We start from the raw sequence: 26900 nt of genomic DNA, 5'->3' as shown, positions 1-26900 counted from the left end.
TGTATAACTTTTAAAATTACAACTATAGTATACTTTTTTTTGATATTTAACTCACTATTAACAACAGTTTTTTGTGATCATTCTTTGTACCTTTGCTTCATAATTAATAAAGATAATGACCCTTAGTTTTTATAAATATCAAGGTACCGGAAATGATTTTGTAATCATTGATAATCGAGAATCTATAATATCCAAAAATAATACCAAATTGATTTCCAGACTATGTGACAGGAAATTTGGTGTTGGAGCAGATGGCTTAATGCTGTTGGAACGCCCTGATAATGAGGAGGATGATTTTAAGATGGTTTATTTTAATGCAGATGGAAATGAGAGTTCTATGTGTGGTAATGGAGGTAGGTGTTTAGTAGCATTTGCAGCTTTTTTGGGGATTATAAAAGATAAAGCAACGTTTACCGCAATTGATGGAAAGCATCAGGCAGAAATCAAAGATGATTTAGTGTATCTGCAAATGCAAGATGTTTTTGATATTGAAAAATTTGATTCTCACTTGTTTTTAGACACAGGTTCTCCTCATCATGTTGAGGTGGTTGAAAGATTACCAGAATTTGATGTTTTTTCTGAAGGAAAAAGGATTAGAAATGGAGCCCCATATTTTGAAACGGGTAGTAATGTGAATTTTGTTGAGAAAAAAGACGGAAATACATTTGCAGTACGTACTTATGAAAGAGGAGTCGAAGACGAAACACTATCTTGTGGTACCGGAGTTACGGCTGTTGCACTATCTATGCACGCCACTCAATTAACAGATCAGGAGGAGGTACAAATTCATACTCCTGGTGGAGAGTTAAAAGTTTCTTTTAAGAAAACACCACAAGGATATGAAGATGTGTTTTTAATTGGCCCCGCAAAACAAGTTTTTAAAGGAGAGATACCATGGTAACATTAAAGGGTGAACATATTTATTTGCGTGCCCTGGAACCAGAAGATCTTGATTTTATTTATATTGTTGAGAATGATGAAGAGATTTGGGAAATGAGCTCAACTCAAACCCCTTATTCTCGATTTTTAATTAAGCAATATTTAGAAAATGCGCATAAAGATATTTATGAAGTAAAACAATTGCGATTAGTAATTTGTTCTAATGACGATGCAGCACTTGGCTTAATAGATCTCTTTGATTTTAACCCTACACACAATAGAGCAGGAGTGGGGATATTAATTGCAGAAAAAGAAGATAGAGGAAAAGGGTATGGAGCAGAAGCTTTAGAGCTTCTTGTTAAATATGGTTCTACACACCTTAACTTACATCAAGTGTATGCCAATATTTCAGAAGATAATTTTACAAGTATAAAACTGTTTGAAAAGAAAGGTTTTCGTAAAATTGGAGTTAAGAAAGATTGGAATAGAGTAAATAATACTTATAAAGACGAAATTTTATATCAACTATTATATGTACATTAAAAAAATATTATTAGCAATTGTATTGATCGGATTAGTAGCAGGAGGGGTTTTTGCATTTTATGTGTATAGAGCTGTTTTTTCACCTAACACAAATTTTGAAACCGAAAATGTTGTTGTATATATACCAACTCATGCCACATATACAGAATTAATCGAAGTGATAACACCATCGGTAAAAGATATTTATAGTTTTGATAGAATAGCTAGGAGAAAGGGGTATATTAAAAATATTAAAGCAGGGCGTTATATTTTAAAAAAGGACTTAAATAATAACGATATTATTAACATACTTCGAAGTAAAAACTCACCAGTACAGGTGAATTTTAATAATCAAGAAAGACTCGAGAACTTAGCCGGTAGGATTGCTCAACAAATAGAGGCGGATAGTACTTCATTAATACAAGCTTTTAAGGAAGAATCATTTCTTAGAGATAAAGGTTTTACTATTGATAATGCATTAACTATGTATATCCCTAATAAATACGAGTTTTTCTGGAACACTTCTGCAGAACAGTTTAGGGATAGAATGTTAAAAGAGTATAATCGTTTTTGGAATGATAAACGTATCTCAAAAGCTAAAGCCATTGGATTGACTCCAACTCAGGTAATAACATTAGCTTCTATTGTTCAGAAAGAAACAGCAAAGGTTGATGAGCGTCCTAGAGTAGCAGGAGTTTATATGAATAGATATAATGATAGTTGGAAACTAGATGCAGACCCAACCGTTATTTATGCTTTAAAAAAACATCAAAATGATTGGGATATAGTTATCAAACGTGTATTGTATAAAGATTTAGAGTTGGATAGCTCTTATAATACATATAAATATGCTGGTTTGCCTCCAGGACCAATCGCAATGCCAGATATCTCTTCAATTGACGCGGTACTTAATTATGAAAAGCATGAGTATTACTTTTTTGTTGCAAACATAGAGCAAATCGGATACCACAAATTTGCTAAGACTATTGCTCAGCATAATCGCAATAAAAAGCAGTATATATCCTGGATCAAAAAACAAGGAATTAAACGCTAAAAATCACTTCTCTTTTTGTAGGAAAAAAATAGGTTATTCATTTTTTATAACGGTTATATTTGTCAACTTATTCACAAAATGTGATTTTTATTGTGAATAAACCTATTTATGTATAGGTTACTTTTTTTCGATCAAAATACTCTATTTGACGTTTAAGTGCTTGTTTTTTGTTCTTTTTTAATATTTTTGGCTGTTTTTTAAAGAGTTTTTTACCGTAAAACACTGTTTTTCAGCATTATAATTATTTTAACATTTGGCTGTTTGATATTTAAAATAATGTTGTATATTTGCACGGCAAAAATTTAAGTAGTGGGGGACATTTTTAGGAATGACTACTTAGAAATTTTTTATATGATAAAGAGGATAATAGGGTTATCTATTTTACTTACAATTGGGGGGATTCTTTTGTTAAGTTTTAAAACCACAAAAACTCCGGATCTGAGCGCTTATAGCACTTCTGGCTTAGACTTGTATTATATCACTCCAAACTTTAATGAAATAGAGGATAATATACCTGAGGCATTTGTGTCTCCAAAATTGGGGAAATCTTATATTGGTTTTAAAGAAGCGGTTGCTTTTAAGGAGTCAAGAGGAGATTATGGAGTTGTGAATCAATTTGGATATCTTGGTAAATATCAATTCGGCAAAGGTACATTGGCCATGATAGGAATTAAGAATAAGAATAAGTTTCTTAATGACCCCGAATTGCAGGAGAAAGCTTTTTATGCTAATCTTTCAAGAAATAAATGGATTTTGAGAAGAGATATCAAGTGGTATGTTGGTAAACGTATTAATGGTATTGTGGTAACAGAATCTGGTGTTCTTGCTGCAGCACATCTTGCCGGACCAGGAGCTGTTAAGAAATATCTCCGTAGTGGAGGAGTAGAGGGCTTTGCTGATGCTTTTGGTACTACAGTACGTTATTATATGAAAAGATTCGCAGGATATGACACTTCTTTCGTCGTTCCTAATAGAAAAGCTAAGGCAGTTTTACCTGATGCTTAATTTATAATCATTTAGTGATCTCTTTGCAGGATAAAGATAGTAGGTCTTTTGTGTAGTTCTACTTCTTCTTTTTGCCATTCTTCTATAGTTTTGGTAGCAATAGACTCTGTAGTTAATGTAATATCACTAGCAATACATAAACGAGTGTTGTTGTGAAGTATTGATTTTAAATCAGAAAGCATTTTGTCATTTCTGTAAGGGGTTTCAATAAAAATTTGCGCTTGACTTTTCTCTAATGAAATTCGCTCTAATTGTTTGATAGTTGATTTTCTTTCATTTTTGTCTATAGGTAGGTAGCCGTTAAATGTGAAATTCTGCCCATTCATTCCGCTACTCATCATTGCTAATAAAATAGAAGAAGGTCCAACTAATGGGGTTACTTGTATGCCTTTTTCGTGAGCAATCCTTACTACTTCAGCTCCTGGATCTGCTACGCCAGGACATCCTGCATCGGATAGTAAGCCTATAGATTGACCATTAATACAAGGAGTTAGGTATCCTGGGATTTCAGAAGTATCGGTGTATTTGTTTACTGTTTGGATTATCAGAGAGCGTTGGGATTTACTTGGACTTACTTTTTTAATAAACCTTCTAGCAGGCTTTTCATTTTCTACTATATAGTGGTTTACTTGTTCAAGTACTTTTTTTATAGATATAGGTAATACTTCTAAAGGTACATCATCACCTAAGCGAGTAGGGATTAAATATAATTTTCCTTTGGGATCCAGGGCTTTAAATTCCATAGGTTATTTGATAGTTAGTTTTTGATTAAAATTATTTTGATTGATATCTGTGATTTTTACTATGTAAAATCCCGAAGACAAGAAACTTACATCGATTATATGCTGATCTTTGGGATTGATTGTTTCTTGTTGTATTAATTTTCCTTTCAGATCATATATTGCAATACTACTAATTTTTTTATTAAAGTCAATGGTAATATTGTTATCTGTGGGATTAGGGTATATTGATAACGAAGGAAAATCATTTTCTGATATATTTAGTACATTGTCATCTATGACTTTGTAAACAACACCATTATCTCTTCCTGCTACATACAATTCTTTGTTAATATCTTCTCCAAATGTAGCAAATCCTGCTCCAGAAACTCCTGTGAAATATGTTATAGATCCTCCAGAATTTTCTATCATACATATTTCGTTGCTACAATAATCGGCAAATATGTATTTGCCTTGCATGGCAGGATATGTTGTTCCCCGATATACGTAACCTCCGGTGACAGAGCATTTAAATAGGCCGTCATTGGTGTGTGAGTATTCGGATACAGGAAATGTGAGTTCGTTACTATTTGCTGGGCAGTCTCCAGTTTGATTAAAACTGGTCGATCCTTCATAGCATCTCCATCCGTAATTAACACCTGTCGTGCTCCCTGGTGTTTTATTGACTTCTTCAATGTCTTGTTGTCCTACATCGGCAATCCATAGATCATCAGTTAGACTATCAAATGAAAATTTCCAAGGATTCCGTAGTCCATATGCCCAGACTTCATCTGCTCCTGGAACTCCGACAAAAGGATTATCTGAAGGGATGTAAGGGCTGGGTTGGTCGATATCTAATCGAAGTATTTTACCTAGAAGAAGATTGATGTTTTGCGCGCGATCTCCAGGATCTCCACCGCTCCCGCCATCTCCACTGCTTATATATAATTTGTTATCCGGGCCAAAGATTAAATTACCTCCATTGTGATTGGTAAAAGGTTGAGAGAATCTAAGAATTTCTAGCCTTGTATTAATGTTTCCAAGGTTAGGGTCGCTGCTATTTCTTTCGTATCTGTCTATTACAGAATCATCATTAGGATCTGTATAGTACACATAAAAAAAACCGTTAGAGGAATAGTTGGGATGAAATGCTAATCCTAGCAAACCTTGTTCGTTTTCTCTTGTGACGGGGGATTCTAATCTATTTGAGAGATCAATAAATGGGGAGGCGTTTGTTGTGCCGTTTGAGTTTAATATTTTAATAAGTCCTCCTTGTTCTACAATAAATAAACGACTATCACCAGCATTAGTTATTACAACAGGTCTTGAAAAACCAGTAGCAAATGACTCAGTGGTTATGTTTTGGCTATGTGTATAGATGGAAAATAATAGAATAGCAGAAATGACGATTTTTTTCATGGCTATGTATATTTAAGTAGGGTTAATGCTACTAAATATACAAAAACTTTGTTTTTTAAATGAGTGGTTAGTTGGTTTTGAGTTTTTTAGCTATTTTGTCACTAGCTTTGTCTAACATAGAGAAAACATCTTCAAAACCTTGATCTCCTCCATAATAAGGATCAGGAACGTCCATAGAGCCTTTAGGATATAGCTCATCTAAAATTAGTGATACCTTTTTTTTGTCTTCTGGATTTCTAGCGAGTTTGGTAATGTTTTGATAATTAGAATTATCCATCGCATAGATCAAATCATATGTATCAAAATCCGAAGTTTTAAATTGAGCAGCTCTCTGGTTGGATATGTTTATATCATATTTTTTGGCAACCTGTATCGAGCGTGAGTCTGGTCTTTCTCCTATGTGATAACTACTGGTGCCGCAAGAATCAACCTGGTAATGATCAGAATCAAGTTTGGATTGTAAAATTCCTTCTGCCAGTGGGGATCGACAGATGTTTCCCAGGCAAACCATAAGAATTTTGACTTTCATCAGATCGGGGGATTATAATGTAAGCTTTTTGCCTAAATCTTCAACGTACTTTCTAAACTGCTTGTCTGTTGAGGATAAGTTGTCTACAGTCTTGCAAGCATGAAGAACCGTTGCATGATCTCTTTTTCCTATTTGAGTACCAATACTGGCTAAAGAAGCTTTTGTTAGTTTTTTTGCAAAAAACATAGCTAGTTGACGAGCTTGAACAATATGACGCTTTCTTGTTTTGGACTGAAGTGTTTCTACATCCATTTGGAAGTAATCACTTACTACTTTTTGAATATAATCTATTGAAACTTCTCGTTTTGTGTTTTTGACATAATTATCAACAATCGCTTTGGCTAAATCAATAGTAATATCCTTTTTGTTAAAAGATGAATGAGCGATCAAAGAAATGATTGCACCTTCTAATTCGCGAATATTGGTTTTGATGTTGTTAGCTAAAAACTCGATAATATCTTCTGGCATTTCTACACCATCCCGATATAGCTTGTTTTTAATTATAGAGATTCTTGTTTCAAAATCTGGTTGATGCAACTCTGCAGATAATCCCCATTTAAAACGAGAAAGTAGTCGCTGTTCGATATCTTGCATATCTACAGGGGCTTTATCACTCGTAAGGATTACTTGTTTTCCGTTTTGATGTAAATGATTAAATATATGAAAGAATACATCTTGTGTACCTGCTTTACCAGATAACAATTGTATGTCATCTACTATCAGAACATCAATAATCTGGTAAAAATGAATAAAATCATTTCGATTATTCTTTTTTACAGATTCTATATATTGTTGAGTAAACTTTTCAGCAGATATGTATAAAACAGTCTTCTCTGGATAGTTGTCTTTTATATTTACACCAATAGCATGAGCCAGATGTGTTTTCCCGAGTCCTACTCCTCCAAAAATTAATAAAGGATTAAATGAAGTTCCTCCTGGTTTATTGGCAACTGCCATTCCTGCAGAACGTGCTAATCGATTTGAGTCTCCTTCTAAAAAATTATCAAAGTTGTAACTAGGATTCAGTTGTGATTCGATTTTTACATTTCGAATTCCAGGAATAACAAATGGATTTTTAAGCTCTGGGTTTTTACTTTTTATAGGTACATCTACCTCTTGTGAGCTAACAGCAGTTCTATTGGCACTTGGAATTTTTTCTGTAAATGGCTTTTTGTTGCCATAAGTATTTTCCATTTTAATAATGTAAACCAATTTAGCTGTCTCGCCCAATTCGCGGGTTAAGGAAACCTTAAGTAGATTTACATAATGCTCTTCTAACCATTCATAAAAAAACTTACTAGGTACCTGAATACTTAACGCATTATCTGTAAGTTTTACAGCCTTGATAGGTTCAAACCATGTTTTAAAAGCTTGTGGTGTGATATTATCTTCGATAAAAGACAAGCAATTATCCCAAACTGATTGCGCAGTTATATTCATTACTGTGGTTAGATTTCTGTTTTTATTAGGTTATTAAAGGAAAATTGTTGAAAAACTCCTCGCTTCTTTTGTTTGACAAATATGTGAACAAAAAATGTAAAAAAAAAACGTTTTAAGGGTTGAATATTAATTATTTTTTTTGCATACTTTAAATACTGCATTATTTAACATTTTTAATTAAAAATATGCTTTTTACATCAGAAACTTCACTAAAAGTTCGATATTCTGAGACCGATCAGATGGGAATCGTACATCACGGTAATTACGCACAATATTTGGAGTTAGCACGTATTCACTGGTTATCTCTTTTGGGTATTTCTTATAAAACCATGGAAGAAAACGGTGTTATGCTACCTATATTTACTTTAGATCTTAAATTTAAGAAATCTGCTTTCTTTGACGACGAATTGACTGTTAAAACTTCACTAAGGAAAATTCCTACAGTTAAAATTGTCTTCGACTATGAAATCTATAATAAAAATAGAGAGTTATTAACAACTGCCTCTACAACCTTGGTTTTTGTTGATAGTGAAACAAGAAAACCGGTCAAATGCCCTACCTATTTGTTAGAAAAAATACAAAATTGTGACAAATCAAGTGTCTAATTTTATAATTTCTACTTCATACAACGGTTGAAAAAAGCTATTTATTTTATCTGCGATCTTTTTTCTTGCAGAAATATAGAGTTTGCAATTTAGTTCGAGTTCTTGTTTGGTGATTTTAAGTTGGTGCTCTTTGATAATTCGCATTACCTTGTTCATGTCTTTATACTCAAAGATAATGGCAAAATGTATATCAATGGTTTTTTCAATAATTTCTGAAGCTTCTAAAGCTAATTGGGCAGTAGTTTTGTAAGCGTTTATAAGACCACCAACTCCTAGCTTAACACCTCCAAAATATCTTACCACCACTATTAATATATTAGTTACATCAAAAGATTGAATTTGGCCATAAATAGGCTGGCCTGCAGAGTTAGAAGGTTCTCCATCATCGTTTGCACGGTATCTTATAGTTTCTGTACCTATTTGCCAGGCATAACACCAATGTCTGGCAGAATGATGTTGTTTTTTTAACTTTTCAATACATAATTTAATTTCCTCTTCGGATTGAACAGGAAAAGTGTATCCAAAGAATTTACTATTCTTATCTTTAAATAGAACCTCCTGTCCTGGAGTTTTGATTGTTTTATAGGTGTCTTTATTATTCAAATTCTAGACTAGATTATATGGATAATGCAACAAATAAAATACTAATAACCGCCAAGATAATACCAATCCAGTTTTTTAGAATCAATTTTTCTTTAAAAAATAATATTCCAGCTATGGTAGAAACTAATAATACAGCAACATTATTTATGGTAAAAATGGAGGAACTATCCATGCCGTCATGACGTAAGGCTTTTATCAAGAAATATATAGAACCATAATTAGGAACTCCCAAAGCAATTCCTGCAATAATATTTTTAATAGAGATGGTAAATGAGCCAGTAAAGATTTTATAAATAGAAATCAAAATCCCTACTAAGGCAGCACAACCAAATACAGTAGAAGAAAAAATAGGAATATCATTTTGCGCTACATGATGAGTTTCCATGTATTTAATGCTTGTGTCAATGATTCCGCTACCGATAAAGACTAATATTGGGAAAATTAAATTTTCCGGTTTTATTGCTATGCCATTGGTTGTCTTCATGGCAGTTAAATACACTGCAAAGAGAGCAATTATAATTCCGATTATTTTTAAAACACCTGTGCTTTCCTGGTATACTATAATCCCAAATACTATAGGAATGGCTACACTCATTTTGGTGGCTACCGCTGCTACCGACAGCCCATTTTTTTGAGTTGTAATCGCCATTAAGTTAAATACTAAAATAAAAATTACTCCTAGAATAATGGATCCTAAAAACCAGCTATTGTTTGTTATCTTGGAGAAACTAATTGGTTCAGAATAAGCAACCATGCCCGAAATAGAAGCAACTATATAATTGGTAACAATTGCCTGGAAAGTATCTACATTGTATTTTGAGAATAGTTTAAAAATGATAAATATCAACGTTGATGCTAAAACGCTAAGAATTAGATAGATCAAAATAAAACAGATTTTATAGTGAATAAATCAGTGATGTCTTCTTTTTTTGGATTGTTATTCCATACGTGAATTCCTAAACCAGCAGCTGTATTCGTATTGGCCTTGGTATCATCAATAAATAAGGTTTCTGATGGGATTAAATTATGCTGACTAATTACAAATTCAAAGATGTTGATATTGGGTTTTCTTAAGTGAATTTGATGAGAAAGGTAAAAAGAATCAAAACAAGATTTAAAAACCTCATAAAATGAAACATTATTTTTGATCCAATCAATATGTAGCTCATTTGTGTTGCTTAAGAGAATTAATTTGTATTTTTTTTCTAAAGCAAGTTGCTTGATAAAATTTAATCGACTTTCTGGAAAATCAAGTAAAATAGCATTCCAGGCATCGATAAGTTGTTTTTCTGAAGCTTTTGGTAAAAGCTTATTGTAATGATCTAGAAAAATCTGAGTTGATATATCTCCAGTTTCATATGTGTCATTAATTTCCTGAAGCTCATTATCAAAGTTGATATCACCAAGTTTTAATAACTCATTTTGAGTCGCTGGTTTATCAAGATTTATGAAAACATCTCCAAAGTCAAATATTATCGTCTTAATCATTTTGATAGATTCTTAGAGTATCATTATTAATTTTTTGTTCAAAAACCGAGTTTTCTTTAAAAACAGGAGCTTCAACTCCGGATTTAAATTTGCTATTTCCTGTAAAAACTCTGGCTTCATCCCAGATATTGTTATCTATAAAAGATTGAAGAGTTTGGGTGCCACCTTCAATAATAACGGATTGAATATCATGAGAATGTAGTATAGAGCAAAACTCTTGAATACTGTTTGTTTTAGGGTTTATGACCTCGTAAATAACGTTTTGTTTATTATCTTTTTTATGGGTTTCTGTCGTAATTACAATTGTTTTTACTTCGTTATCCAATATAGCAGAGTTATCAGGGGTTTTATTAGTTCTGTCAATAATAATTCTTATCGGATTTTGACCAAACCAGTTTCTGGTAGTAAGTTGAGGGTTGTCCTTAATTACTGTTTGGTTGCCTACCAGAATTGCTTGTTCTTCAGAACGCCATTTGTGGGTTAATTGCCGAGAGTATTTGTTAGTGATCCATACAGGAGCTCTTTTGTCAGTAGATTCTGGAGCAATAAAACCATCCAGAGTTTCTGCCCATTTAAGAATGATATAAGGACGTTTTTTATTGTGGAAAGTAAAAAATCTCTTGTTTAGATCGTTGCATTCTTTTTCCAGAATACCTACCACAACATCACAACCAGCATTTATTAGTTTTTGAATTCCTGCACCACTTACTTTTGCAAAAGGATCTATTGTTCCGATAACTACTTTTTTTATCCCTTTTTCGATAATCAAATCACTGCAAGGAGGTGTTTTTCCATAATGACTACAAGGCTCTAGGCTTACGTAGATAGTTGCATCTTTTAATAAATCAGGGTTGGTCACAGAATTAATAGCATTGACTTCTGCATGAGGTTTGCCGGATTGATAATGCCATCCTTCGCCTATAATGGTGTCATTATGAACAATTACACTGCCTACCAAAGGATTTGGGTATGAGGTGCCTAAGCCATTTTTGGCAATTTGAATGCATCGCTTTAAATATTTTTTGTGTACACTCACTTACTGTAAAGGGATTTTTTGTTCTTTATTAATTTTATAAGGGTAAGAAAAGCTTCCTAAATGATATTTGATTACACCTTGATATTGAATATTTATCGAATCTCTGATAATGGCATTTAAAACATTGCCTAAAAGCCCTTTTTTATTTTCTTTATAGATTTTTGAAAGCGAAAAAGTTCCTTGAAGAGGTATGGCAAATTCATCTTTAGAAGGAACATCAAACTCTTGCGAAGAAATAACACCTACATCAATGTTATCAACAAAAATATGAATGTCTTCTATAGAAAGTTTTCCTGTAAGGTTGTTTGGGTTTTCAAAAATGACATCTGCGTTAAGAGTTATGTTACGCATACTGATATTTTTAACCTTAATATTATCAACATATTTAAATTCGGGTTTTTTAGAAACAGAACACCCAATAATAGTGATGAGTATTGTTGATAATAATAAAAACTTCTTCATTGATTACTAGTTAGATTTAACGTATATTTCCAATACTAATATGGTAATATTGGTAAAGCTAATTTTATTAAAAAACATGGTTTTGTTTAATACCTACAGCTATGTTTTTTAGAACAAGACAAAAGTAGTATTTAAAAACAGAAATGAGCACAATAAAAATTCGTTCTATTGCATTTGATGATAATGTAGCATTGGCAGAAGTCATACGCACGGTATTGATAGAAATGGGAGTTCCAAAAGTGGGTACAGCTTATGAAGACAAGGCTTTGGATATGATGTATGAAACATATAATCACCCAAGAAGTGAGTATTATGTGGTAGAAATTGACGGAAGAATAATTGGAGGAGGAGGAATTGCTCCATTAGAAGGAGAAATTGCAGAGATTTGTGAGCTTCAAAAGATGTACTTTTTACCGATTGCCAGAGGAAAAGGATTGGGATATAAAGTGATTGATACTTGTCTTAGTTATGCAAAAGAACAAGGGTATACAAAATGTTATCTGGAAACAATGCCTTATATGGAATCAGCTAGAAAATTATATCGCAAAGTAGGTTTTAAGGCTTTAGAAAAACCAATAGGTAATACTGGACACTATAGTTGCCAGGAATGGATGATAAAGAATTTATAAAATAAAAACTTCAGAGTGCAAATAAAAGATTTAAGAACAAGTTTTGTAGCTTCTTTATCAGAGAAATATGGATCAGAAGAAGCATTATCTTTTTTTTATATGCTTACCACAGAGTTTTTTTCTCTCAAAAGAGTTGATATAGCATTGCAATTGACTAGAGAAGTTTCTGATGAAGAATTATTGAATTTTAAAAGTGCCCAAAGTAGATTAGAAACTCAAGAACCTATTCAGTATATTTTAGGACATGAGGAGTTTTATGGGGCAAGATTTATTGTAAATCAACACGTTTTAATTCCCAGACCCGAAACTGAAGAATTAGTAAATTGGATTATAAAAGATTATGCAAAGACAAAAACTACCTTAAAAATATTAGATATAGGAACAGGGAGCGGATGCATAGCTATTTCTTTAGCAAAAAAAATACCTAATTCAAAAGTATATGCGATTGATGTTTCTGAAGAAGCTCTTAAGGTAGCGAAGCAAAATGCAAGTTTAAATAAGGTGGATATACAATTTATTAAGGCGGATATACTGGAAGAAAATGATTTAAAAGAAGAATTTGAGATTATAGTATCAAATCCTCCTTATGTTAGGGAATTAGAGAAACAAGAAATAAAACCAAATGTGCTCGATCATGAGCCACATCAGGCTCTGTTTGTAGAAGATGGAGATCCATTAGTTTTTTATGAAAAGATTGCGAGTTTAGCAAAAAAGAACCTTAAGAATAATGGAGTTTTGTATTTTGAAATAAATCAATATTTAGGAGAGGCAACAAAAAATATGATAAGAGATATGGGGTTTGCTTCAGTTGTCTTAAGAAAAGATATATATCAAAATGATCGTATGATTAAAGCATGTATAAATTAGAAAAAAATAGAAGTTATGAATTCTATCTGTGTTTTTTGCGGGAGTAGTGAAGGAAATGATGTTCAAGTGATTTCTCAAGCACTTTTACTGGGAGAGAAATTGGCAGATCAAAATATCACATTGGTTTATGGTGCTGCCAAAATAGGAATTATGGGTAAAGTGGCAGAGGGAGCACTGAAACAAAAAGGTAAAGTGATTGGAGTAATCCCTGAATTTTTAAAAGTGAAAGAGGTAGTGCATCAAGGATTAACAGAATTGGTGACTACAAATAATATGCATGAGCGAAAATTAAAAATGCATGAACTCAGTGAGGGTTTTATCACAATGCCGGGAGGTTTTGGTACATTAGAAGAATTATTTGAGATTATTACCTGGTCACAATTAGGATTACATCAAAAACCTATTGGATTGCTTAATACAGGAGGCTTTTATGATCATTTATTGTTGATGTTAGAGAATATGGTACGTAGAGGTTTTTTGAAAATGGAAAACTATGAATTATTATTAGTAGATGATGATATCGATCGTTTACTGATGAAAATGAAAGAGTTTAAGCCTGTTCAGGTACCAAAATGGTTAAAAACAGAAAGAACATAGTACTTAGCTATAGGCTTCTAAGAAAATAAATTATAAATTGGATACTTAATCTGATACCAGTAAACGGATACCAGACACATGAATATAGAACAAAAAATCAATCAATTAAGAGAAGAATTAAGACAACATAATTATAATTATTATGTGCTGGATGCGCCTACAATAAGTGATTATGAATTTGATATAAGACTAAAAGAGCTTCAGAAGCTAGAAGAAGAACATCCAGAATTTTACGATGCTAATTCACCGACACTAAGAGTAGGAGGAGAGGTGACTAAAAATTTTGAAACAGTTGTGCACGAACAACGTATGTACTCTTTGGACAACTCTTATTCTAAAGAAGATCTTTTGGATTGGGAGAAACGTATTAAAAAATTAGTAGATGGAGATGTTTCGTATACATGTGAACTTAAATATGATGGAGCCTCAATAAACCTGACGTATGAAGAAGGAGAGCTGGTTAGGGCGGTAACAAGAGGTGATGGAATTCAAGGTGATAATGTATCAACTAACGTCAAAACAATTAAATCGGTTCCTTTAAAGCTAAAAGGAGATTTTCCTCCAAAGTTTGATATTCGAGGCGAAATTATTTTGCCATATGATGGTTTTGCTAAAATGAATCAGGAGCGTATCGCAGCGGGAGAAGAGCCTTATGCTAATCCTAGAAATACGGCTTCAGGAAGTTTGAAACTTCAAGATAGTGGAGAAGTAGCAAAACGACCACTGGATTGTTTGTTGTACAATATTGTTGGTGACAGATTAGGGCTGGTAACTCAGTATGAAAGCCTTGAGAAAGCTAGAAATTGGGGATTTAAGGTTCCGGCAGAATCCAAACTGGTTAATTCTATAGAAGAAGTATTAACTTTTGTAGAACACTGGGATGAGCATCGTCATAACCTTCCTTATGAGACAGATGGAGTGGTGATAAAGGTGAACAACCTACAACAACAAGATGAATTAGGATTTACGGCAAAAGCCCCTAGATGGGCAATGGCTTATAAATTCAAAGCAGAACAAGAATCCACTGTTCTTAATGAGATTACATATCAAGTAGGGAGAACTGGAGCAATTACACCTGTAGCAAATCTGGAACCAGTATTATTAGCAGGAACTACTGTAAAAAGAGCTTCTTTGCATAATGCCGATCAAATTGAAAAACTTGATATTCGAGTAGGAGATACGGTTTTTGTAGAAAAAGGAGGAGAAATTATACCAAAGATTGTAGGGGTAGATTTTGCAAAAAGAGATCAAGATTCAACACCTACAAAATATATAACAGAATGCCCAGAATGTAATACAACGTTGATCCGTAAAGATGGTGAGGCACAACATTATTGCCCTAATGATCAAGGATGTTCACCGCAGATTGTGGGACGAATACAACATTACATATCTCGTAAAGCTATGGATATTGAAGGGCTTGGTGGAGAAACTGTAGCTTTATTGGTTCAAGAAGGACTGATCTCTAACTATGCTGATTTATACGAATTAAAGAAAGAACAGGTTATTCCTCTTGAAAGAATGGCAGAAAAAAGTGCAGATAACCTGGTGATAGGGATTGATAAATCAAAAGAAATTCCTTTTGAACGTGTTTTGTTTGCATTAGGAATTAGATATGTAGGGGAAACGGTTGCTAAGAAACTAGCTAAACACTATAAAACTATTGATGCTATTATTATTGCATCCGAGGAGGAATTGGTAAATGTGGATGAAATCGGAATTAAAATTGCACAAAGTGTAAGAGAATTTTTTAACTCTGAAGAAAATACTACCTTAGTAAGAAGATTACAACAACACGGAATACAATTAGAAATTTCAGCAGAGAAACTGGCAAATCAAACAGATACCCTAAAAGGGCAAACTTTTGTGGTGTCTGGTGTTTTTGAAAAAGTGTCTCGTAATGAGCTTAAAAAGATGATTGAGGATAATGGAGGAAAAGTGTCCAGTTCAATATCTTCAAAAACCTCTTATATTGTAGCTGGGGCTAATATGGGACCGAGTAAGCTTGAAAAAGCCAATAAATTGCAGATCCCTATAATTAGTGAAGATGATTTTTTAAACTTAATTTCTTAATAAGTTTATTTTTAGAAGGTTGTAATGTTTTTGGTTTTAAAGATTATACCATTTGAAAGTACGTACGCTAATAAAAATTTTATTGATTATAGCTGGAGGGCTTTGTGTATTAAGTACAATTATGCAATGGCCAGAATTAGAGCTTTATGTAAAGCCTGCAACGGTTCCCTTATTTTTCATGCTTTATTGGTTCAATGTTAAAAAACTAGATAATTTATTTCTGATAATACTATTTCTGTGTTTTTTAGGAGATATTTTTCTTCTAACAAAAATTGAAAATAGCTTTATTTATGTATTGATTAGTTATACTCTCTGCTATTTTATATTGTTCTATTATCTGTATAAAAACCACAAACCTATTGATTATAATAATTCGGATATAATATATCTAGGAGTATTTTTTGTTATATGGACTGTTGTTGTTTATGAAATATATGCAGCAACGACACCTTCAATGGGAGATGTGAAGCCTTATGGAATTGCATATATTATAATCCTCTATTTACTTTTGATCGGAGTTGTATTTCAGTATATAAACGTACGATCAACTAAATCTTTATGGCTTCTTCTAGCAGTGATTAATTTTGTGATTTCAGATACAAGTTTTGCATTAGATAAATTTTACTTTTCAATATTAGAACTTAAAGTTATTAATTCTATTTATCAGTTGTTGGCGGTTTTCTTTCTGGTTCGATTTAAAATAGCTAGTTCTACCTCTTTGAGATTAAAGGAATCGTAACTTTTAATTGTTTTGAGTCCTATTTTAATTAGTTAAAAATTAGTATATTGTATGAGTAAGGAAAGAATAGTTTAACCTAAGCATAAATGGTTTGGAATATAGTTTGACTTTTTGTGCTCATTAAAAAAATAATGAATGAAGAAAAAGTACTAAAGTTTTAATTTCTATTTTAATTGTATTGAGAGGTGTTATTGTGTGTTTAGATACCTTTCTCAGATACAAGTAGCAACCCAATTTTTATATAAGATGACTTTTCTTTGTTATTAGTAATTAGGGAGAAGTTATTTACATGTACTGATTATAATAATTTTTATTAAAGTGAATTGATAAAGCTTCTAAGCGTAATTATGCTATAAAAGTCAAAATGATCAAATATGTATTTATATATACTTCTTCTTTGCGTATAATCATAAGTGGATTTTATGTCATAGTAGAGAAGTTTTTTTAAGCTTTTTGTAAGTCCTTGTTTTTAAATTATGAATTGTACGTGGATTTATATAAAAACGTAATTCTTTAGTTTTCCATTTGTTATTACTCTATGCAGTAGGTAGTTTTAATCTTCAGTTCAAAGAGTTAAGTTCTGGTTTTGATTAGCAAACCATTGACTTTGTTTTTTTCTAGGTAGGCTATGTGATTTCTTATGCTTCACACCTAAGTCAGAAGAATTTTAAAGGCTTTTAAAAGACCTTGAAAATGATGATAGAAAAAACAAAGACATTGTATCAGTTGTTCTGTGTCTTCAGTGTGTTAACCTTAATGGCTACAATATTTACTCCAGAAATTGTGGTTTTCCTAAAACCTTGGGTAATTATAGTACTAAGTTATTTGTATGTTACTAAAGTAAAAAAAGTAAACTATTTGGTTTTGTTTACTATGTTTTTAATTATAGTAATAGAAATCATATCGATGATAGGTTTTGTGAAATACTTTAAGGAAATGAGTCTTTTACTTTGCCTGTATTATTGTTTGAATATTGTTTTGTTATGGAAAAGCCTTCAAAAAATTAAAATAAAATTGAATAAGATTTTTACGTTTAATTTGGTTATTACTATGGCTTTGGTGATTTATATATTGATTTCTGTAGTTAAGCTCATTTTGCCATCTGTTGATAGTTCTATGCTGTATCTAATCATTTCTACATCATCTTTTCTATTGTTTATAGGATGTTGTTATTATGTGTATTTAAACAGTAAAACCCTGATAAGTTATTCCTTAATGGTAGCTGCATCGTGTTTTTTGATTGTAAACATAACATCGGCTCTCAATCATTTATATGTTTCTCTTGAAATCTTTTTGGTTATTATTAGATTATTACAAATATCAGGGCAGTTTTTCTTGGTTAAATTTTTTATAGAACAAAATGATTTGATTCCTAATGGAGAAGATTATTTCTAGTATATCAGGCTTTACTAAATGTTAATTTGTATTTTACAGTCAGGAAACGATAAATTTTCTTCGCGTTGCATAAAAAGATTCAAAAGACATATATATTCTTTTACCTTTCTTTTTTGGTAGTTGTTTTAACCGCTGTTTTTTTTGAAAAAAAAAATTTGGTTTATGTAAAACCTATTGCAACTATTTCGCTTTTGCTGGGGTATATTTTACATGCTAAAAAAAATCACTTCCTGTATATATTGAGTATGTTGGTTATAATGTTTAATGATACTTTGGTTTATCTTGATTTGATACGATATTTTAATAGTATAGCGATTACAGTGTCTATATATTATATATTAAACATGGTGTTGTTAAAAGATTTTATAGCTATTAATGATATGAAAATAGATAAGTTGTTTACTTTTCCAATCGTGATAAGTATAGTATTGATCGGGTATTTAATATACTCTATATCAGAACTCGTACTACCACGTATTATGAACTCGATGTGGTTTTTTATCCTTATTTTGATTAGCATGACAATATTTATAGGGATATGTTTTTTTACATATATCGCAGATCGTTATGAAGGTGGTTTTAGACTTTTTGTTGCAGCCTGTTGTTGTGTTTTTGTAAATGCACTGTTGCCAATCAATGAGTTGTTTTATTATAATAAAGTGTTTACAGTTCTGATTAATATTGCTGAGATGGGAGGGATGTATTTTTTTATGTTATTCCTTATTGAAGTTAAACCTAAAAAGATAGGTTTAGAGGATACAGAATACTTTTAGTTAGAATATGATTTTGACCTCTTGAGTTAAAATAACTTTGATTTAAAATACCATATTGGATATCAACTTTCGGGATTAGTGATTGATATTCTTGTAGAAAAAGATGGAAAATATTTAGGAATTGACTTGATTGGATATCCTGGTGACTTTCAGCATTCTTTCTCTATCGAGAGATACAGAATTTTGTATCGTGTTGGTATAGAGGTGATTCCTTTAAGTTATGTTACCTGGTATTTTGATGAAACTATTAAGTCAAAACTAATGCATTGGGTAGGCAGAATTGGATCACTATAGTTTTTATACTTTCTTAAGAATCATAGGTTATTTTTTAAAGCCTAAAATAGCTACATTTGTGACTTAATCTTTTTTATGAATGATTTTAAAAGGCCTTAAAAAAAACGCAATAAAAAAAAGTATAGAATCGCATCTTAAAAAAAGTGATTCGGCATCAAAAAGTGTTACAAATCTTAAAACACTAGCTGTACTCATAGATGCTTCTCAATCTGTAAATGTGTTGTCATTAGTAAAATTAGCTAACGAGTTAGGGGTAAAATCCGATAGGCTTAAAGTAATGGGGTATAAAGAAGATCAAAAAGAGATAACAGATGATAAAGATGCTGCCTATTATAATGATAAAAGCTTTGGAGTTAATGGAGGTGTAAAGAGTAGCTCTTTACAAGAGTTTATTAAAAAGGATTATGATGTTTTAATAAGCTTTTATACCGAGAATAAAATAGAATTAAATTATGTAGCAGCGTTTTCAAAAGCTAAATTAAAAGTGGGGTTTGCCGAAGTAGATAATCGAATTAATGATTTAATAATCGGATCAGCGATGGATGATACAAACCTCTTTATTGCAGAATTGAAAAAGTATTTAAAAATTTTACAGATAATATAAAATATGAGTGGTTTTCTCAGAGGAACTGGTGTAGCATTAGCAACACCGTTTAACAGCGATGGTTCAATAGATTATGATGGAGTAACGTCGTTAGTAAATTATTGTATTGAAGGAAAAATTGAGTATCTGGTAGTTCTAGGAACTACTGCAGAGTCCGTTACGCTCACTAAAGAAGAAAAGAAAAAACTGGTTGAGCATATTGTAAAAATAAATAATAAAAGACTTCCTTTGGTAATAGGAATTGGAGGAAATAATACTCAGGTTATACTTGAGGAAATGAAAGAAGCTGATTTGTCAGATTTTGATGCGATTCTTTCTGTGGTTCCCATGTATAATAAACCTACGCAAGAAGGAATATATCAGCATTATAAATCAATAAATGATCATGCGCCTTTACCGGTGCTTTTGTATAATGTCCCTTCTCGCACAGGTACTAATATGACTGCAGAAACTACGCTTCGCTTAGCTCAGTTAGATAAAGTAGTGGGTATAAAAGAAGCGGTAGGAGATTTTACACAGGTTTTAAAAATTATAAAAGATAAGCCAAAAGATTTTCTTGTTATTTCAGGAGATGATGCATTAGCGTTACCTTCAGTTGCTGCTGGAGGAGATGGAGTTATTAGTGTGGTAGGTCAAGGTTTTCCTGTAGAATTTTCAGAAATGATACGTTTAGGACTTTCTGGAAAAACGGAAAAAGCTTTTAGTACGTTATATCAGTTATTACCAGTATTAGACTATGCTTTTGAAGAAGGAAATCCAGCAGGGATTAAGCATGTTTTAAAAGTAAAAGGTATTTGTGAAGACCATGTACGTTTGCCACTGGTGCCTGTGTCTAAAGGTTTAGCGCAAAAAATAAAACAGTTTATTGAAAATCAATAAACCTTTTCAAAAATGGCTAAAAAGATAAAAGATCCAGGATTAGGTAAATCTTCCAATCAATATGCCAAACGTTTTATCAACTCTGATGGCTCTTTTAATATAAAACATATTAATCGACCCACCTCATTATCTGATAGCTACCATTACCTAATAAATATCAGTTGGGGGAAGTTTTTTTTATGGGTTGTTTTGGGGTATGCTCTTATCAATACGCTATTTGCAATTATTTATACACTTTTAGGAATCTCTGATATCGTTGCTCCAACGGGTAATGTGTTTAGAGATTTCTTAAATGCATTTTTCTTTTCGGCACAAACTATTACAACCGTTGGTTATGGCGCTATGGCTCCAAAAGGATTGGTGTTTGGGATTATATCTTCTTTTGAAGCTTTAATAGGTTTACTCAGCTTTTCTTTTATCACAGGTTTGTTATATGGTCGATTCTCTAAACCAAGGGCTAATATTCGATTTAATGATGGTTTGATTCTTAGAAAACATAATGGAATGGATTGCATTATGTTTCGATTGATGAGTAAAAATACAAACATAATGATAAGACCAAGGATTGAAGCTACTTTGGCATTGTCACAAAAAAACAAAGAAGGTAAATACATAAATAATTTTTACAAGTTAGCATTAGAACGCGATACTATCACATATCTTCCTACAACCTGGACACTGGTACACCCTGTAGACGATGCAAGTCCATTGCAACAGTTTGATAGAAATAAATTAAAAGAATTGAATGCCGAAATTCTTATACTCGTTAGTTATTATGATGAATCTTTTTCACAAGAAGTATATCAAGCACATTCTTTTGAGTTAAAAGACCTCGAGCTTGATCGACGTTTTACGCCAGCCTTTTTTTATGATGATGATGGCTATACTGTTTTGGATCACAATAAAATAGATAAACATTACCCTGTTGATAAAGAGTAATGTGATGAAGAATTAAAGGTTTTTGACAGGTATAAACCTTACTTAATTTGCAACACAGCGTTGTTTTTGTAGTTATAAAAGCAGAACTCAGTTAGAGTTTTTATATCCAAATCTATAGATCAATTTAATCATTAGATAGAATTTAATGAATCTATGAATAGTAATTCATTAAGTATGACAGGATGAATAGATGAATTAAAGTTTTTGTAATACGGTAGAAATATCTATTTTTGCCAGATGTTTTTTAAGATATGAAGAGATTATTGTACGTACTAGTTTGTTTAATTGCCTTAACCTTAGGGTCTTGTAGTGAGTATCAAAAGGTGCTCAAAAATGAAGAAATAGGTCCTAAATATACGATGGCAGAAGCCATGTATAAAGAAGGTAAATATAAAAAGGCATTACGTCTTTTTGAACAAATTGTACCACAATTCAGAGGTAAGCCACAAGCAGAACGTATCATGTATTATTATGCAGATACTTATTATCAGTTAGGAGATTTTTACTTGGCTGGTTATCAGTTTGAAAGATTTGCCAAGTCATACCCTAATAGTGAAAAACAACAAGAAGCTGCTTATAAAAGTGCTAAGAGTTATTATCAGTTATCTCCAAGATATAGTTTGGATCAAACAGAGACTTCTGAAGCTATAGAGAAATTACAAGCGTATATTAATAACTATCCTGAAAGTGATAAGTTAGAAGAAGCGAATAAATTAGTTGCAGAACTTAGGTTAAAGAGAGAAAAGAAAGCTTTTGAAATTGCAAAGCAATATCATCATAGAGAGAACTATAAGGTTGCAATTTCAGCTTTTGATAATTATTTAGTTGATTATCCGGGTTCTCCTTTTAGAGAAAAAGTTTTATATTACAAGTTAGAATCTGAGTATCTTTTAGCAGTTGGTAGTTATGAAAGCCTTGTTAAAGATCGCTTAGAGATAGCAGAAACATATTATAATAATTATAAGAAATATTATAAGACTGGAGAATATACTGAAAAGGCTGAAGAGATATTTCAGGATATTAGATCAAGATTAGAAAAATTAAAATAGAAAATAAAGGAGAAGATGGATTTGAAAAAAAGCAACGCGCCTATAAATACTACAACAATAGATAAAAATCTGATAGATCAACCTACAGATAATATTTATGAGGCGATTTCTATAATATCTAAGAGAGCTACTCAAATTAATACAGATATTAAAAAAGAGTTATTAGAAAAACTTGATGAGTTTGCTACTTATAATGATAGTTTAGAAGAGATTTTTGAAAATAAAGAGCAGATTGAGGTTTCTAAATTTTATGAAAGATTACCAAAACCACATGCATTAGCTGTTCAAGAGTGGTTAGAAGGTAAGATCTACCATAGAAATACAAAGACAGATTCAGAATCTTTATAAGTCTCTATGTCAATTTTAAGCGGTAAGAAGATTTTAATTGGTGTCACCGCTGGTATAGCCGCATATAAAACTGCTTCTTTAGTGAGGTTATGCATAAAATCTGGAGCTGAGGTCAGGGTTGTTATGACACCTGCAGCAAAGGATTTTGTTACGCCTCTTACGTTATCTACATTATCTAAAAACCCTGTATATTCTTCTTTTTTTAATGAAGAAGATGAAAATGCAGAATGGAATAATCACGTAGAGTTAGGATTGTGGGCAGATTTATTTCTTATAGCACCTGCTACTGCCAATACTCTTTCTAAAATGTCTACGGGTAATAGTGATAATTTATTGCTAGCTACGTATTTATCTGCTAAGTGTCCAATCTATTTTGCACCAGCTATGGATTTGGATATGTATCAACATCCTTCAACCCATGAGACTTTTAAAAAGCTAGAAAGCTTCGGGAATATTATGATTCCGGCTGAATCTGGTGAGTTAGCAAGTGGTCTGACAGGACAAGGACGAATGGCAGAACCTGAAAATATCATTGGTTTTATAGAAAATGATATTTTAGGAAAACTTCCTTTAAAAAATCAAAAAGTACTAATAACGGCAGGACCAACATATGAAGCTATTGACCCTGTTAGATTTATCGGGAATCATTCTAGTGGTAGAATGGGGATAGAACTAGCAACTGTAGCGGCAAACCTTGGAGCTCAAGTAACATTGGTTTTAGGACCATCCTCACTTAAGGTTAAACATGCTAGTATAGCAGTCGTAAATGTTGTAAGTGCAAAAGATATGTATGAAGCAGTTGTTAAAGAGTATGATAATTGCGATATTGCTATAGGATCAGCAGCAGTTGCAGATTATAGGCCTAAGAATGTTTCAGACCAAAAAATCAAAAAAGCAGATAGTGAATTTGCAATAGAATTAGAGCGTACTACTGATATCCTTAAATGGATGGGAGCAAAAAAGAAAAGTCAATTGCTTGTAGGTTTTGCTCTAGAAACAGAAAATGAAGAAGAGAACGCAAAAAATAAGCTTAAGAAAAAGAATCTGGATTTAATTGTTCTTAATTCATTAAATGATAAAGGAGCAGGTTTTAAAGGTCAAACTAATAAAGTAACACTTATTAATCATAAATTAGAGATTAAAGCGTTTGAGTTAAAAACCAAAACAGAAGTTGCTCAGGATATATTCAATGAAATCAATCAGCTAAAAAATGCATAGACTCGTCTTTCTTATCGTACTTGTAATAAGCGTTGGAGTAAACGCTCAGGAATTTAATGCCACTGTTGCAATCAATGCAGAGCAAACAGGAAACCCTAATTTACAAGTCTTTAAGACATTGGAACGATCGTTGACTGAATTCATTAATAATACAAAATGGACAAATGTAGGTTATAGAACAGAAGAAAGGATTGATTGTAGCTTTTTTATCACTGTAAATGGTTATAATAATGATACTTTTTCAGCAACACTTCAGGTGCAAGCTTCGCGCCCGGTATTTGGTTCTAACTATGCTACTACAATCTTTAATGTTAATGATAAGCAATTTAATTTTACCTATTTAGAATTTCAACCTCTTAATTATGACCCTAATAATTTTGAATCTAATTTAATTTCGGTTTTAGCATTTTATTTATACACGATACTTGGTGTAGATGCGGATTCTTTTGAGTTAAATAGTGGTACGTCGTATTACCAGGAAGCAAAAAATATTGTAGGTAATGCTCAAGGTAGTAATTCATTAGGTTGGAATTTGCAAGACGGAACGCAAACCAGATTTAGACTTAATGATGATTTGCTTTCAGGAACGTATGATGGTTATAGAACAGCTATGTATAACTACCACAGAGAAGCACTTGATGAAATGCATAACAATGTTAAAAAAGGAAAAGAAGCTATTACCGAAGCTCTAAAGCCACTCCAGGATATGCATAATACAAGGCCTAATTCATATATGATGCGAGTGTTTTTTGATTCAAAAGCTGACGAAATTTCAAGCATTTTATCAGGAGGCCCTTCAGTTAATATCGCAGAAACTATACAGGTATTAAATAGAATAGCTCCCACATATTCTCAAAACTGGAAAGATATAAAGTTTTAAATCATTCTTTAGGATAAACTTTATTATAACTTTACATCAATCCATTCTGGATTTAGATAATATAAAAATTTAAGAGTAACAGTTATAATTTTTTCAAAACTATAGTATCTTTACTTTTTTAAAACAATAAAATTTTTCTATCCTTTGCTTAGAGGACTTTCTATAAAAAATTTTGCATTAATTGAAGAATTACAAGTGTCTTTTGATTCTGGTTTAATTACTATAACCGGAGAGACAGGCGCTGGTAAATCCTTGCTCTTAGGTGCGTTAGGTTTGCTTTTGGGTAAAAGAGCAGATTTAAACAGTGTAAAAGATAATTCTGCTAAATGTGTAATAGAAGGAGTTTTTCAAGTAGCTAAATATGATCTTAAAGCTCTTTTTGAGCAAGAGGAGTTGGATTATGAAGATGAGACGATTATCAGAAGAGAGATATTACCTTCGGGTAAATCGAGAGCTTTTGTTAATGATACGCCTGTAACTTTACAGTCTCTTTCATTATTAGGAATACGATTAATAGATATTCATAGTCAGCATCAGACGTTACAAGTGACTACTAATGATTTTCAATTTGAAGTCCTGGATGCTCTTGCAGATGCAGATCGAGAGATTAAATCTTATAAGAGGGGTTTAAAACTACTAAAAGAAAAGAAAAAAGAAATGAATGCCCTGATTGCTAATCAGGAAGATTTTACAAAAGAGTATGATTATAATGCTTTTCTTTTAAAAGAGCTTGAGGAAGCTAAGCTAAAACCTGGCGAATTGCCCGAATTAGAAGAACGTTATGAGCAGTTAAATAATATAGAGGAAATACAGGAGAGATTATCAGCATCAGTGTCCTTGGTTTCTTCAGAAGAAATAGGAGGGTTAGATCAATTAAACACGATCAAAGCCAATCTGTCAAGAATAGAATCGTATTCTGGAGCATTAAAAGAATTGTCAGATCGTGTCCAGAGTATTTATATAGAATTAGATGATGTTAATGCATCATTACAAGATGAGTTAGAAAAACTTGAAGCAGATCCTCAATTACTAGAAGAAACAAGTCAGCGATTACAGTTGTTGCATAATCTACAGGTAAAACATACGGTATCAACTATTGAAGAGCTGATTGTGATCTATGAAGAGCTTCAGCAAAAGGTATCAAAAACAGAATCGCTTTCTGAAGATATTGAGAAATTGGAACAAGAGGTGAGTACTATCCAATTGCAGTTGGATGAGGTAGCCACAAAAATCCATAGTAAAAGAAAAAAAGCACTTCCTAAATTGATAAAGGAATTAGAAGAAATTCTAAAAGCACTTGGGATGCCTAATGCAGTATTTAAGGCTTCATTACAATTACAAGAAAAATACTTGCCAAATGGAAAAGAAATACTGGAATTTTTGTTCTCAGCAAATAAAGGAGGCGCTTTTGGTGAGTTAAAAAAGGTAGCATCAGGAGGAGAATTATCTAGGATAATGATTGCGATCAAAGCTATACTTTCTAGGTATGCACAATTACCAACTATAATTTTTGATGAAATCGATACGGGAGTTTCAGGAGAGGTGGCACATAAAATGGCAGACCTTATGATGAATATGAGTAAAAACCTTCAGGTTTTTAGTATTACTCACTTACCGCAGATTGCGGCAAATGGACAGAGTCAATATAAGGTTTTTAAAGAAGATGTGCAGAATACGACTGTGACTCGATTAAAATTACTTGATGAGAATGAGCGTGTTCGGGAGATTGCCGAAATGATTGGTGGAAAGAATATTTCAGACTCTGCACTGGTGCATGCAAGATCATTATTAATGAGTTAAAAATAGTAGCGTTTTAGGTCGTTTTGTTATCTTTACCGCTTGTACAACTTACTTT

30 protein-coding genes are annotated in these 26900 nt (G+C 32.2%); 21 read left to right on the top strand and 9 right to left on the bottom strand.

Going from position 1 to position 26900, the window contains the following annotated elements; translation table 11 throughout:
- The first annotated feature begins 115 nt into the window (after positions 1-115).
- The 4 genes from dapF (at position 116) to U0D62_RS21865 (ending at position 3460) form a co-directional block, all read left to right on the top strand.
- On the top strand, positions 116-901 hold the full coding sequence (dapF, locus tag U0D62_RS21880; RefSeq protein ID WP_322289493.1) for a diaminopimelate epimerase: 786 nt from the start codon (positions 116-118) through the stop codon (positions 899-901).
- Positions 895-1422 (top strand): GNAT family N-acetyltransferase, encoded by a 528-nt coding sequence (locus U0D62_RS21875; protein ID WP_322289492.1) that lies wholly within the window; start codon positions 895-897, stop codon positions 1420-1422. Before dapF ends, U0D62_RS21875 begins: the two co-directional genes overlap by 7 nt.
- On the top strand, positions 1412-2455 hold the full coding sequence (gene mltG, locus U0D62_RS21870) for an endolytic transglycosylase MltG (RefSeq protein WP_322289491.1): 1044 nt from the start codon (positions 1412-1414) through the stop codon (positions 2453-2455). The genes U0D62_RS21875 and mltG overlap by 11 nt, the downstream gene beginning before the upstream one ends.
- 351 nt (positions 2456-2806) lie before the next feature.
- On the top strand, positions 2807-3460 hold the full coding sequence (locus U0D62_RS21865) for a peptidoglycan-binding protein LysM (RefSeq protein ID WP_322289490.1): 654 nt from the start codon (positions 2807-2809) through the stop codon (positions 3458-3460).
- Between the two features lie 11 nt (positions 3461-3471).
- Here U0D62_RS21865 and U0D62_RS21860 read toward each other — a convergent pair whose 3' ends face one another.
- The 4 genes from U0D62_RS21860 to dnaA form a co-directional block, all read right to left on the bottom strand.
- Positions 3472-4203, bottom strand: a complete 732-nt coding sequence (locus U0D62_RS21860; protein ID WP_322289489.1) for an SAM-dependent methyltransferase — start codon at positions 4201-4203, stop codon at positions 3472-3474.
- 3 nt (positions 4204-4206) lie between these two features.
- Positions 4207-5598, bottom strand: coding sequence for a PQQ-dependent sugar dehydrogenase (locus U0D62_RS21855; protein ID WP_322289488.1), 1392 nt, complete (start codon positions 5596-5598; stop codon positions 4207-4209).
- Positions 5599-5665: 67 nt separating this feature from the next.
- Positions 5666-6127, bottom strand: a complete 462-nt coding sequence (locus tag U0D62_RS21850; RefSeq protein WP_322289487.1) for a low molecular weight protein-tyrosine-phosphatase — start codon at positions 6125-6127, stop codon at positions 5666-5668.
- 12 nt (positions 6128-6139) lie between these two features.
- Positions 6140-7567, bottom strand: a complete 1428-nt coding sequence (gene dnaA, locus U0D62_RS21845) for a chromosomal replication initiator protein DnaA (protein ID WP_322289486.1) — start codon at positions 7565-7567, stop codon at positions 6140-6142.
- A 185-nt stretch (positions 7568-7752) separates the two neighbouring features.
- Between dnaA and U0D62_RS21840 the strand changes: the two genes are divergently transcribed.
- The gene (locus U0D62_RS21840; RefSeq protein ID WP_322289485.1) at positions 7753-8172 is read left to right on the top strand and encodes an acyl-CoA thioesterase; all 420 of its coding nucleotides are present in this window, start codon (positions 7753-7755) and stop codon (positions 8170-8172) included.
- Here U0D62_RS21840 and U0D62_RS21835 read toward each other — a convergent pair.
- The 5 genes from U0D62_RS21835 to U0D62_RS21815 are packed head-to-tail and all read right to left on the bottom strand — an operon-like array spanning position 8161 to position 11761.
- Positions 8161-8775, bottom strand: a complete 615-nt coding sequence (locus tag U0D62_RS21835; protein WP_322289484.1) for an IMPACT family protein — start codon at positions 8773-8775, stop codon at positions 8161-8163. The two genes, U0D62_RS21840 and U0D62_RS21835, sit on opposite strands and share 12 nt — an antisense overlap.
- Positions 8776-8788: 13 nt before the next feature.
- Positions 8789-9658 (bottom strand): DMT family transporter, encoded by an 870-nt coding sequence (locus U0D62_RS21830; RefSeq protein ID WP_322289483.1) that lies wholly within the window; start codon positions 9656-9658, stop codon positions 8789-8791.
- Complete coding sequence (locus U0D62_RS21825; protein ID WP_322289482.1) at positions 9655-10263, bottom strand: HAD family hydrolase; 609 nt, start codon at positions 10261-10263, stop codon at positions 9655-9657. Before U0D62_RS21825 ends, U0D62_RS21830 begins: the two co-directional genes overlap by 4 nt.
- The gene (gene ribD, locus U0D62_RS21820; RefSeq protein ID WP_322289481.1) at positions 10256-11299 is read right to left on the bottom strand and encodes a bifunctional diaminohydroxyphosphoribosylaminopyrimidine deaminase/5-amino-6-(5-phosphoribosylamino)uracil reductase RibD; all 1044 of its coding nucleotides are present in this window, start codon (positions 11297-11299) and stop codon (positions 10256-10258) included. The genes U0D62_RS21825 and ribD overlap by 8 nt, the downstream gene beginning before the upstream one ends.
- Positions 11300-11761, bottom strand: a complete 462-nt coding sequence (locus U0D62_RS21815) for a hypothetical protein (protein WP_322289480.1) — start codon at positions 11759-11761, stop codon at positions 11300-11302.
- 143 nt (positions 11762-11904) lie between these two features.
- Here U0D62_RS21815 and U0D62_RS21810 point away from each other — a divergent pair, with 143 nt between their 5' ends.
- From U0D62_RS21810 to recN, 16 genes are all read left to right on the top strand, one after another.
- The gene (locus U0D62_RS21810) at positions 11905-12390 is read left to right on the top strand and encodes a GNAT family N-acetyltransferase (protein ID WP_322289479.1); all 486 of its coding nucleotides are present in this window, start codon (positions 11905-11907) and stop codon (positions 12388-12390) included.
- A gap of 15 nt (positions 12391-12405) precedes the next feature.
- Positions 12406-13257, top strand: coding sequence for a peptide chain release factor N(5)-glutamine methyltransferase (gene prmC, locus U0D62_RS21805; RefSeq protein ID WP_322289478.1), 852 nt, complete (start codon positions 12406-12408; stop codon positions 13255-13257).
- Positions 13258-13272: 15 nt separating this feature from the next.
- Complete coding sequence (locus tag U0D62_RS21800) at positions 13273-13854, top strand: LOG family protein (protein ID WP_322289477.1); 582 nt, start codon at positions 13273-13275, stop codon at positions 13852-13854.
- Between the two features lie 78 nt (positions 13855-13932).
- The gene (ligA, locus tag U0D62_RS21795) at positions 13933-15927 is read left to right on the top strand and encodes an NAD-dependent DNA ligase LigA (protein ID WP_322289476.1); all 1995 of its coding nucleotides are present in this window, start codon (positions 13933-13935) and stop codon (positions 15925-15927) included.
- Between the two features lie 52 nt (positions 15928-15979).
- Positions 15980-16666 (top strand): lysoplasmalogenase family protein, encoded by a 687-nt coding sequence (locus U0D62_RS21790; protein ID WP_322289475.1) that lies wholly within the window; start codon positions 15980-15982, stop codon positions 16664-16666.
- A 693-nt stretch (positions 16667-17359) separates the two neighbouring features.
- Positions 17360-18061: a hypothetical protein gene (locus tag U0D62_RS21785; RefSeq protein WP_322289474.1), complete on the top strand. Its 702-nt coding sequence runs from the start codon at positions 17360-17362 to the stop codon at positions 18059-18061.
- A 518-nt stretch (positions 18062-18579) separates the two neighbouring features.
- The gene (locus tag U0D62_RS21780; protein WP_322289473.1) at positions 18580-18834 is read left to right on the top strand and encodes a hypothetical protein; all 255 of its coding nucleotides are present in this window, start codon (positions 18580-18582) and stop codon (positions 18832-18834) included.
- 78 nt (positions 18835-18912) lie between these two features.
- Entirely contained in the window at positions 18913-19128 is a 216-nt protein-coding gene (locus U0D62_RS21775; RefSeq protein ID WP_322289472.1) for a hypothetical protein, read from the top strand.
- A 79-nt stretch (positions 19129-19207) separates the two neighbouring features.
- A complete protein-coding gene (locus U0D62_RS21770; RefSeq protein ID WP_322289471.1) occupies positions 19208-19732 on the top strand; it encodes a DUF6913 domain-containing protein in 525 nt (174 codons plus the stop codon).
- A 3-nt stretch (positions 19733-19735) separates the two neighbouring features.
- The gene (gene dapA / locus U0D62_RS21765; RefSeq protein WP_322289470.1) at positions 19736-20611 is read left to right on the top strand and encodes a 4-hydroxy-tetrahydrodipicolinate synthase; all 876 of its coding nucleotides are present in this window, start codon (positions 19736-19738) and stop codon (positions 20609-20611) included.
- A 12-nt stretch (positions 20612-20623) separates the two neighbouring features.
- Positions 20624-21550, top strand: a complete 927-nt coding sequence (locus tag U0D62_RS21760) for an ion channel (protein WP_322289469.1) — start codon at positions 20624-20626, stop codon at positions 21548-21550.
- A 251-nt stretch (positions 21551-21801) separates the two neighbouring features.
- A complete protein-coding gene (locus U0D62_RS21755; RefSeq protein ID WP_322289468.1) occupies positions 21802-22599 on the top strand; it encodes an outer membrane protein assembly factor BamD in 798 nt (265 codons plus the stop codon).
- A 15-nt stretch (positions 22600-22614) separates the two neighbouring features.
- Positions 22615-22947: a DNA-directed RNA polymerase subunit omega gene (locus U0D62_RS21750; RefSeq protein WP_322289467.1), complete on the top strand. Its 333-nt coding sequence runs from the start codon at positions 22615-22617 to the stop codon at positions 22945-22947.
- Positions 22948-22953: 6 nt separating this feature from the next.
- Positions 22954-24165 carry a bifunctional phosphopantothenoylcysteine decarboxylase/phosphopantothenate--cysteine ligase CoaBC gene (coaBC, locus tag U0D62_RS21745; RefSeq protein WP_322289466.1) on the top strand — a complete coding sequence of 404 codons (1212 nt, stop codon included), beginning with the start codon at positions 22954-22956 and terminating at the stop codon, positions 24163-24165.
- A complete protein-coding gene (gene porD, locus U0D62_RS21740; protein ID WP_322289465.1) occupies positions 24158-25045 on the top strand; it encodes a type IX secretion system protein PorD in 888 nt (295 codons plus the stop codon). Before coaBC ends, porD begins: the two co-directional genes overlap by 8 nt.
- A gap of 144 nt (positions 25046-25189) precedes the next feature.
- On the top strand, positions 25190-26845 hold the full coding sequence (gene recN / locus U0D62_RS21735) for a DNA repair protein RecN (protein ID WP_322289464.1): 1656 nt from the start codon (positions 25190-25192) through the stop codon (positions 26843-26845).
- Positions 26846-26900: the final 55 nt, after the last annotated feature.

The sequence above is a fragment of the Aquimarina callyspongiae genome, assembly GCF_034322225.1.
Classification (GTDB): domain Bacteria; phylum Bacteroidota; class Bacteroidia; order Flavobacteriales; family Flavobacteriaceae; genus Aquimarina.
The sequence above is the reverse complement of the archived record's forward strand: the minus strand, read 5'-3'. Positions and strand labels throughout refer to the sequence as shown.

Coding starts and splice junctions, on each gene's coding strand:
- dapF (WP_322289493.1), top strand. CDS start 116: ATGACCCTTAGTTTTTATAAATATCAAGGTACCGGAAATGATTTTGTA.
- U0D62_RS21875 (WP_322289492.1), top strand. CDS start 895: ATGGTAACATTAAAGGGTGAACATATTTATTTGCGTGCCCTGGAACCA.
- mltG (WP_322289491.1), top strand. CDS start 1,412: ATGTACATTAAAAAAATATTATTAGCAATTGTATTGATCGGATTAGTA.
- U0D62_RS21865 (WP_322289490.1), top strand. CDS start 2,807: ATGATAAAGAGGATAATAGGGTTATCTATTTTACTTACAATTGGGGGG.
- U0D62_RS21860 (WP_322289489.1), bottom strand. CDS start 4,203: ATGGAATTTAAAGCCCTGGATCCCAAAGGAAAATTATATTTAATCCCT.
- U0D62_RS21855 (WP_322289488.1), bottom strand. CDS start 5,598: ATGAAAAAAATCGTCATTTCTGCTATTCTATTATTTTCCATCTATACA.
- U0D62_RS21850 (WP_322289487.1), bottom strand. CDS start 6,127: ATGAAAGTCAAAATTCTTATGGTTTGCCTGGGAAACATCTGTCGATCC.
- dnaA (WP_322289486.1), bottom strand. CDS start 7,567: ATGAATATAACTGCGCAATCAGTTTGGGATAATTGCTTGTCTTTTATC.
- U0D62_RS21840 (WP_322289485.1), top strand. CDS start 7,753: ATGCTTTTTACATCAGAAACTTCACTAAAAGTTCGATATTCTGAGACC.
- U0D62_RS21825 (WP_322289482.1), bottom strand. CDS start 10,263: ATGATTAAGACGATAATATTTGACTTTGGAGATGTTTTCATAAATCTT.
- U0D62_RS21815 (WP_322289480.1), bottom strand. CDS start 11,761: ATGAAGAAGTTTTTATTATTATCAACAATACTCATCACTATTATTGGG.
- U0D62_RS21810 (WP_322289479.1), top strand. CDS start 11,905: ATGAGCACAATAAAAATTCGTTCTATTGCATTTGATGATAATGTAGCA.
- U0D62_RS21800 (WP_322289477.1), top strand. CDS start 13,273: ATGAATTCTATCTGTGTTTTTTGCGGGAGTAGTGAAGGAAATGATGTT.
- ligA (WP_322289476.1), top strand. CDS start 13,933: ATGAATATAGAACAAAAAATCAATCAATTAAGAGAAGAATTAAGACAA.
- U0D62_RS21785 (WP_322289474.1), top strand. CDS start 17,360: ATGATGATAGAAAAAACAAAGACATTGTATCAGTTGTTCTGTGTCTTC.
- U0D62_RS21780 (WP_322289473.1), top strand. CDS start 18,580: ATGACAATATTTATAGGGATATGTTTTTTTACATATATCGCAGATCGT.
- U0D62_RS21770 (WP_322289471.1), top strand. CDS start 19,208: ATGATTTTAAAAGGCCTTAAAAAAAACGCAATAAAAAAAAGTATAGAA.
- dapA (WP_322289470.1), top strand. CDS start 19,736: ATGAGTGGTTTTCTCAGAGGAACTGGTGTAGCATTAGCAACACCGTTT.
- U0D62_RS21760 (WP_322289469.1), top strand. CDS start 20,624: ATGGCTAAAAAGATAAAAGATCCAGGATTAGGTAAATCTTCCAATCAA.
- U0D62_RS21755 (WP_322289468.1), top strand. CDS start 21,802: ATGAAGAGATTATTGTACGTACTAGTTTGTTTAATTGCCTTAACCTTA.
- U0D62_RS21750 (WP_322289467.1), top strand. CDS start 22,615: ATGGATTTGAAAAAAAGCAACGCGCCTATAAATACTACAACAATAGAT.
- coaBC (WP_322289466.1), top strand. CDS start 22,954: ATGTCAATTTTAAGCGGTAAGAAGATTTTAATTGGTGTCACCGCTGGT.
- porD (WP_322289465.1), top strand. CDS start 24,158: ATGCATAGACTCGTCTTTCTTATCGTACTTGTAATAAGCGTTGGAGTA.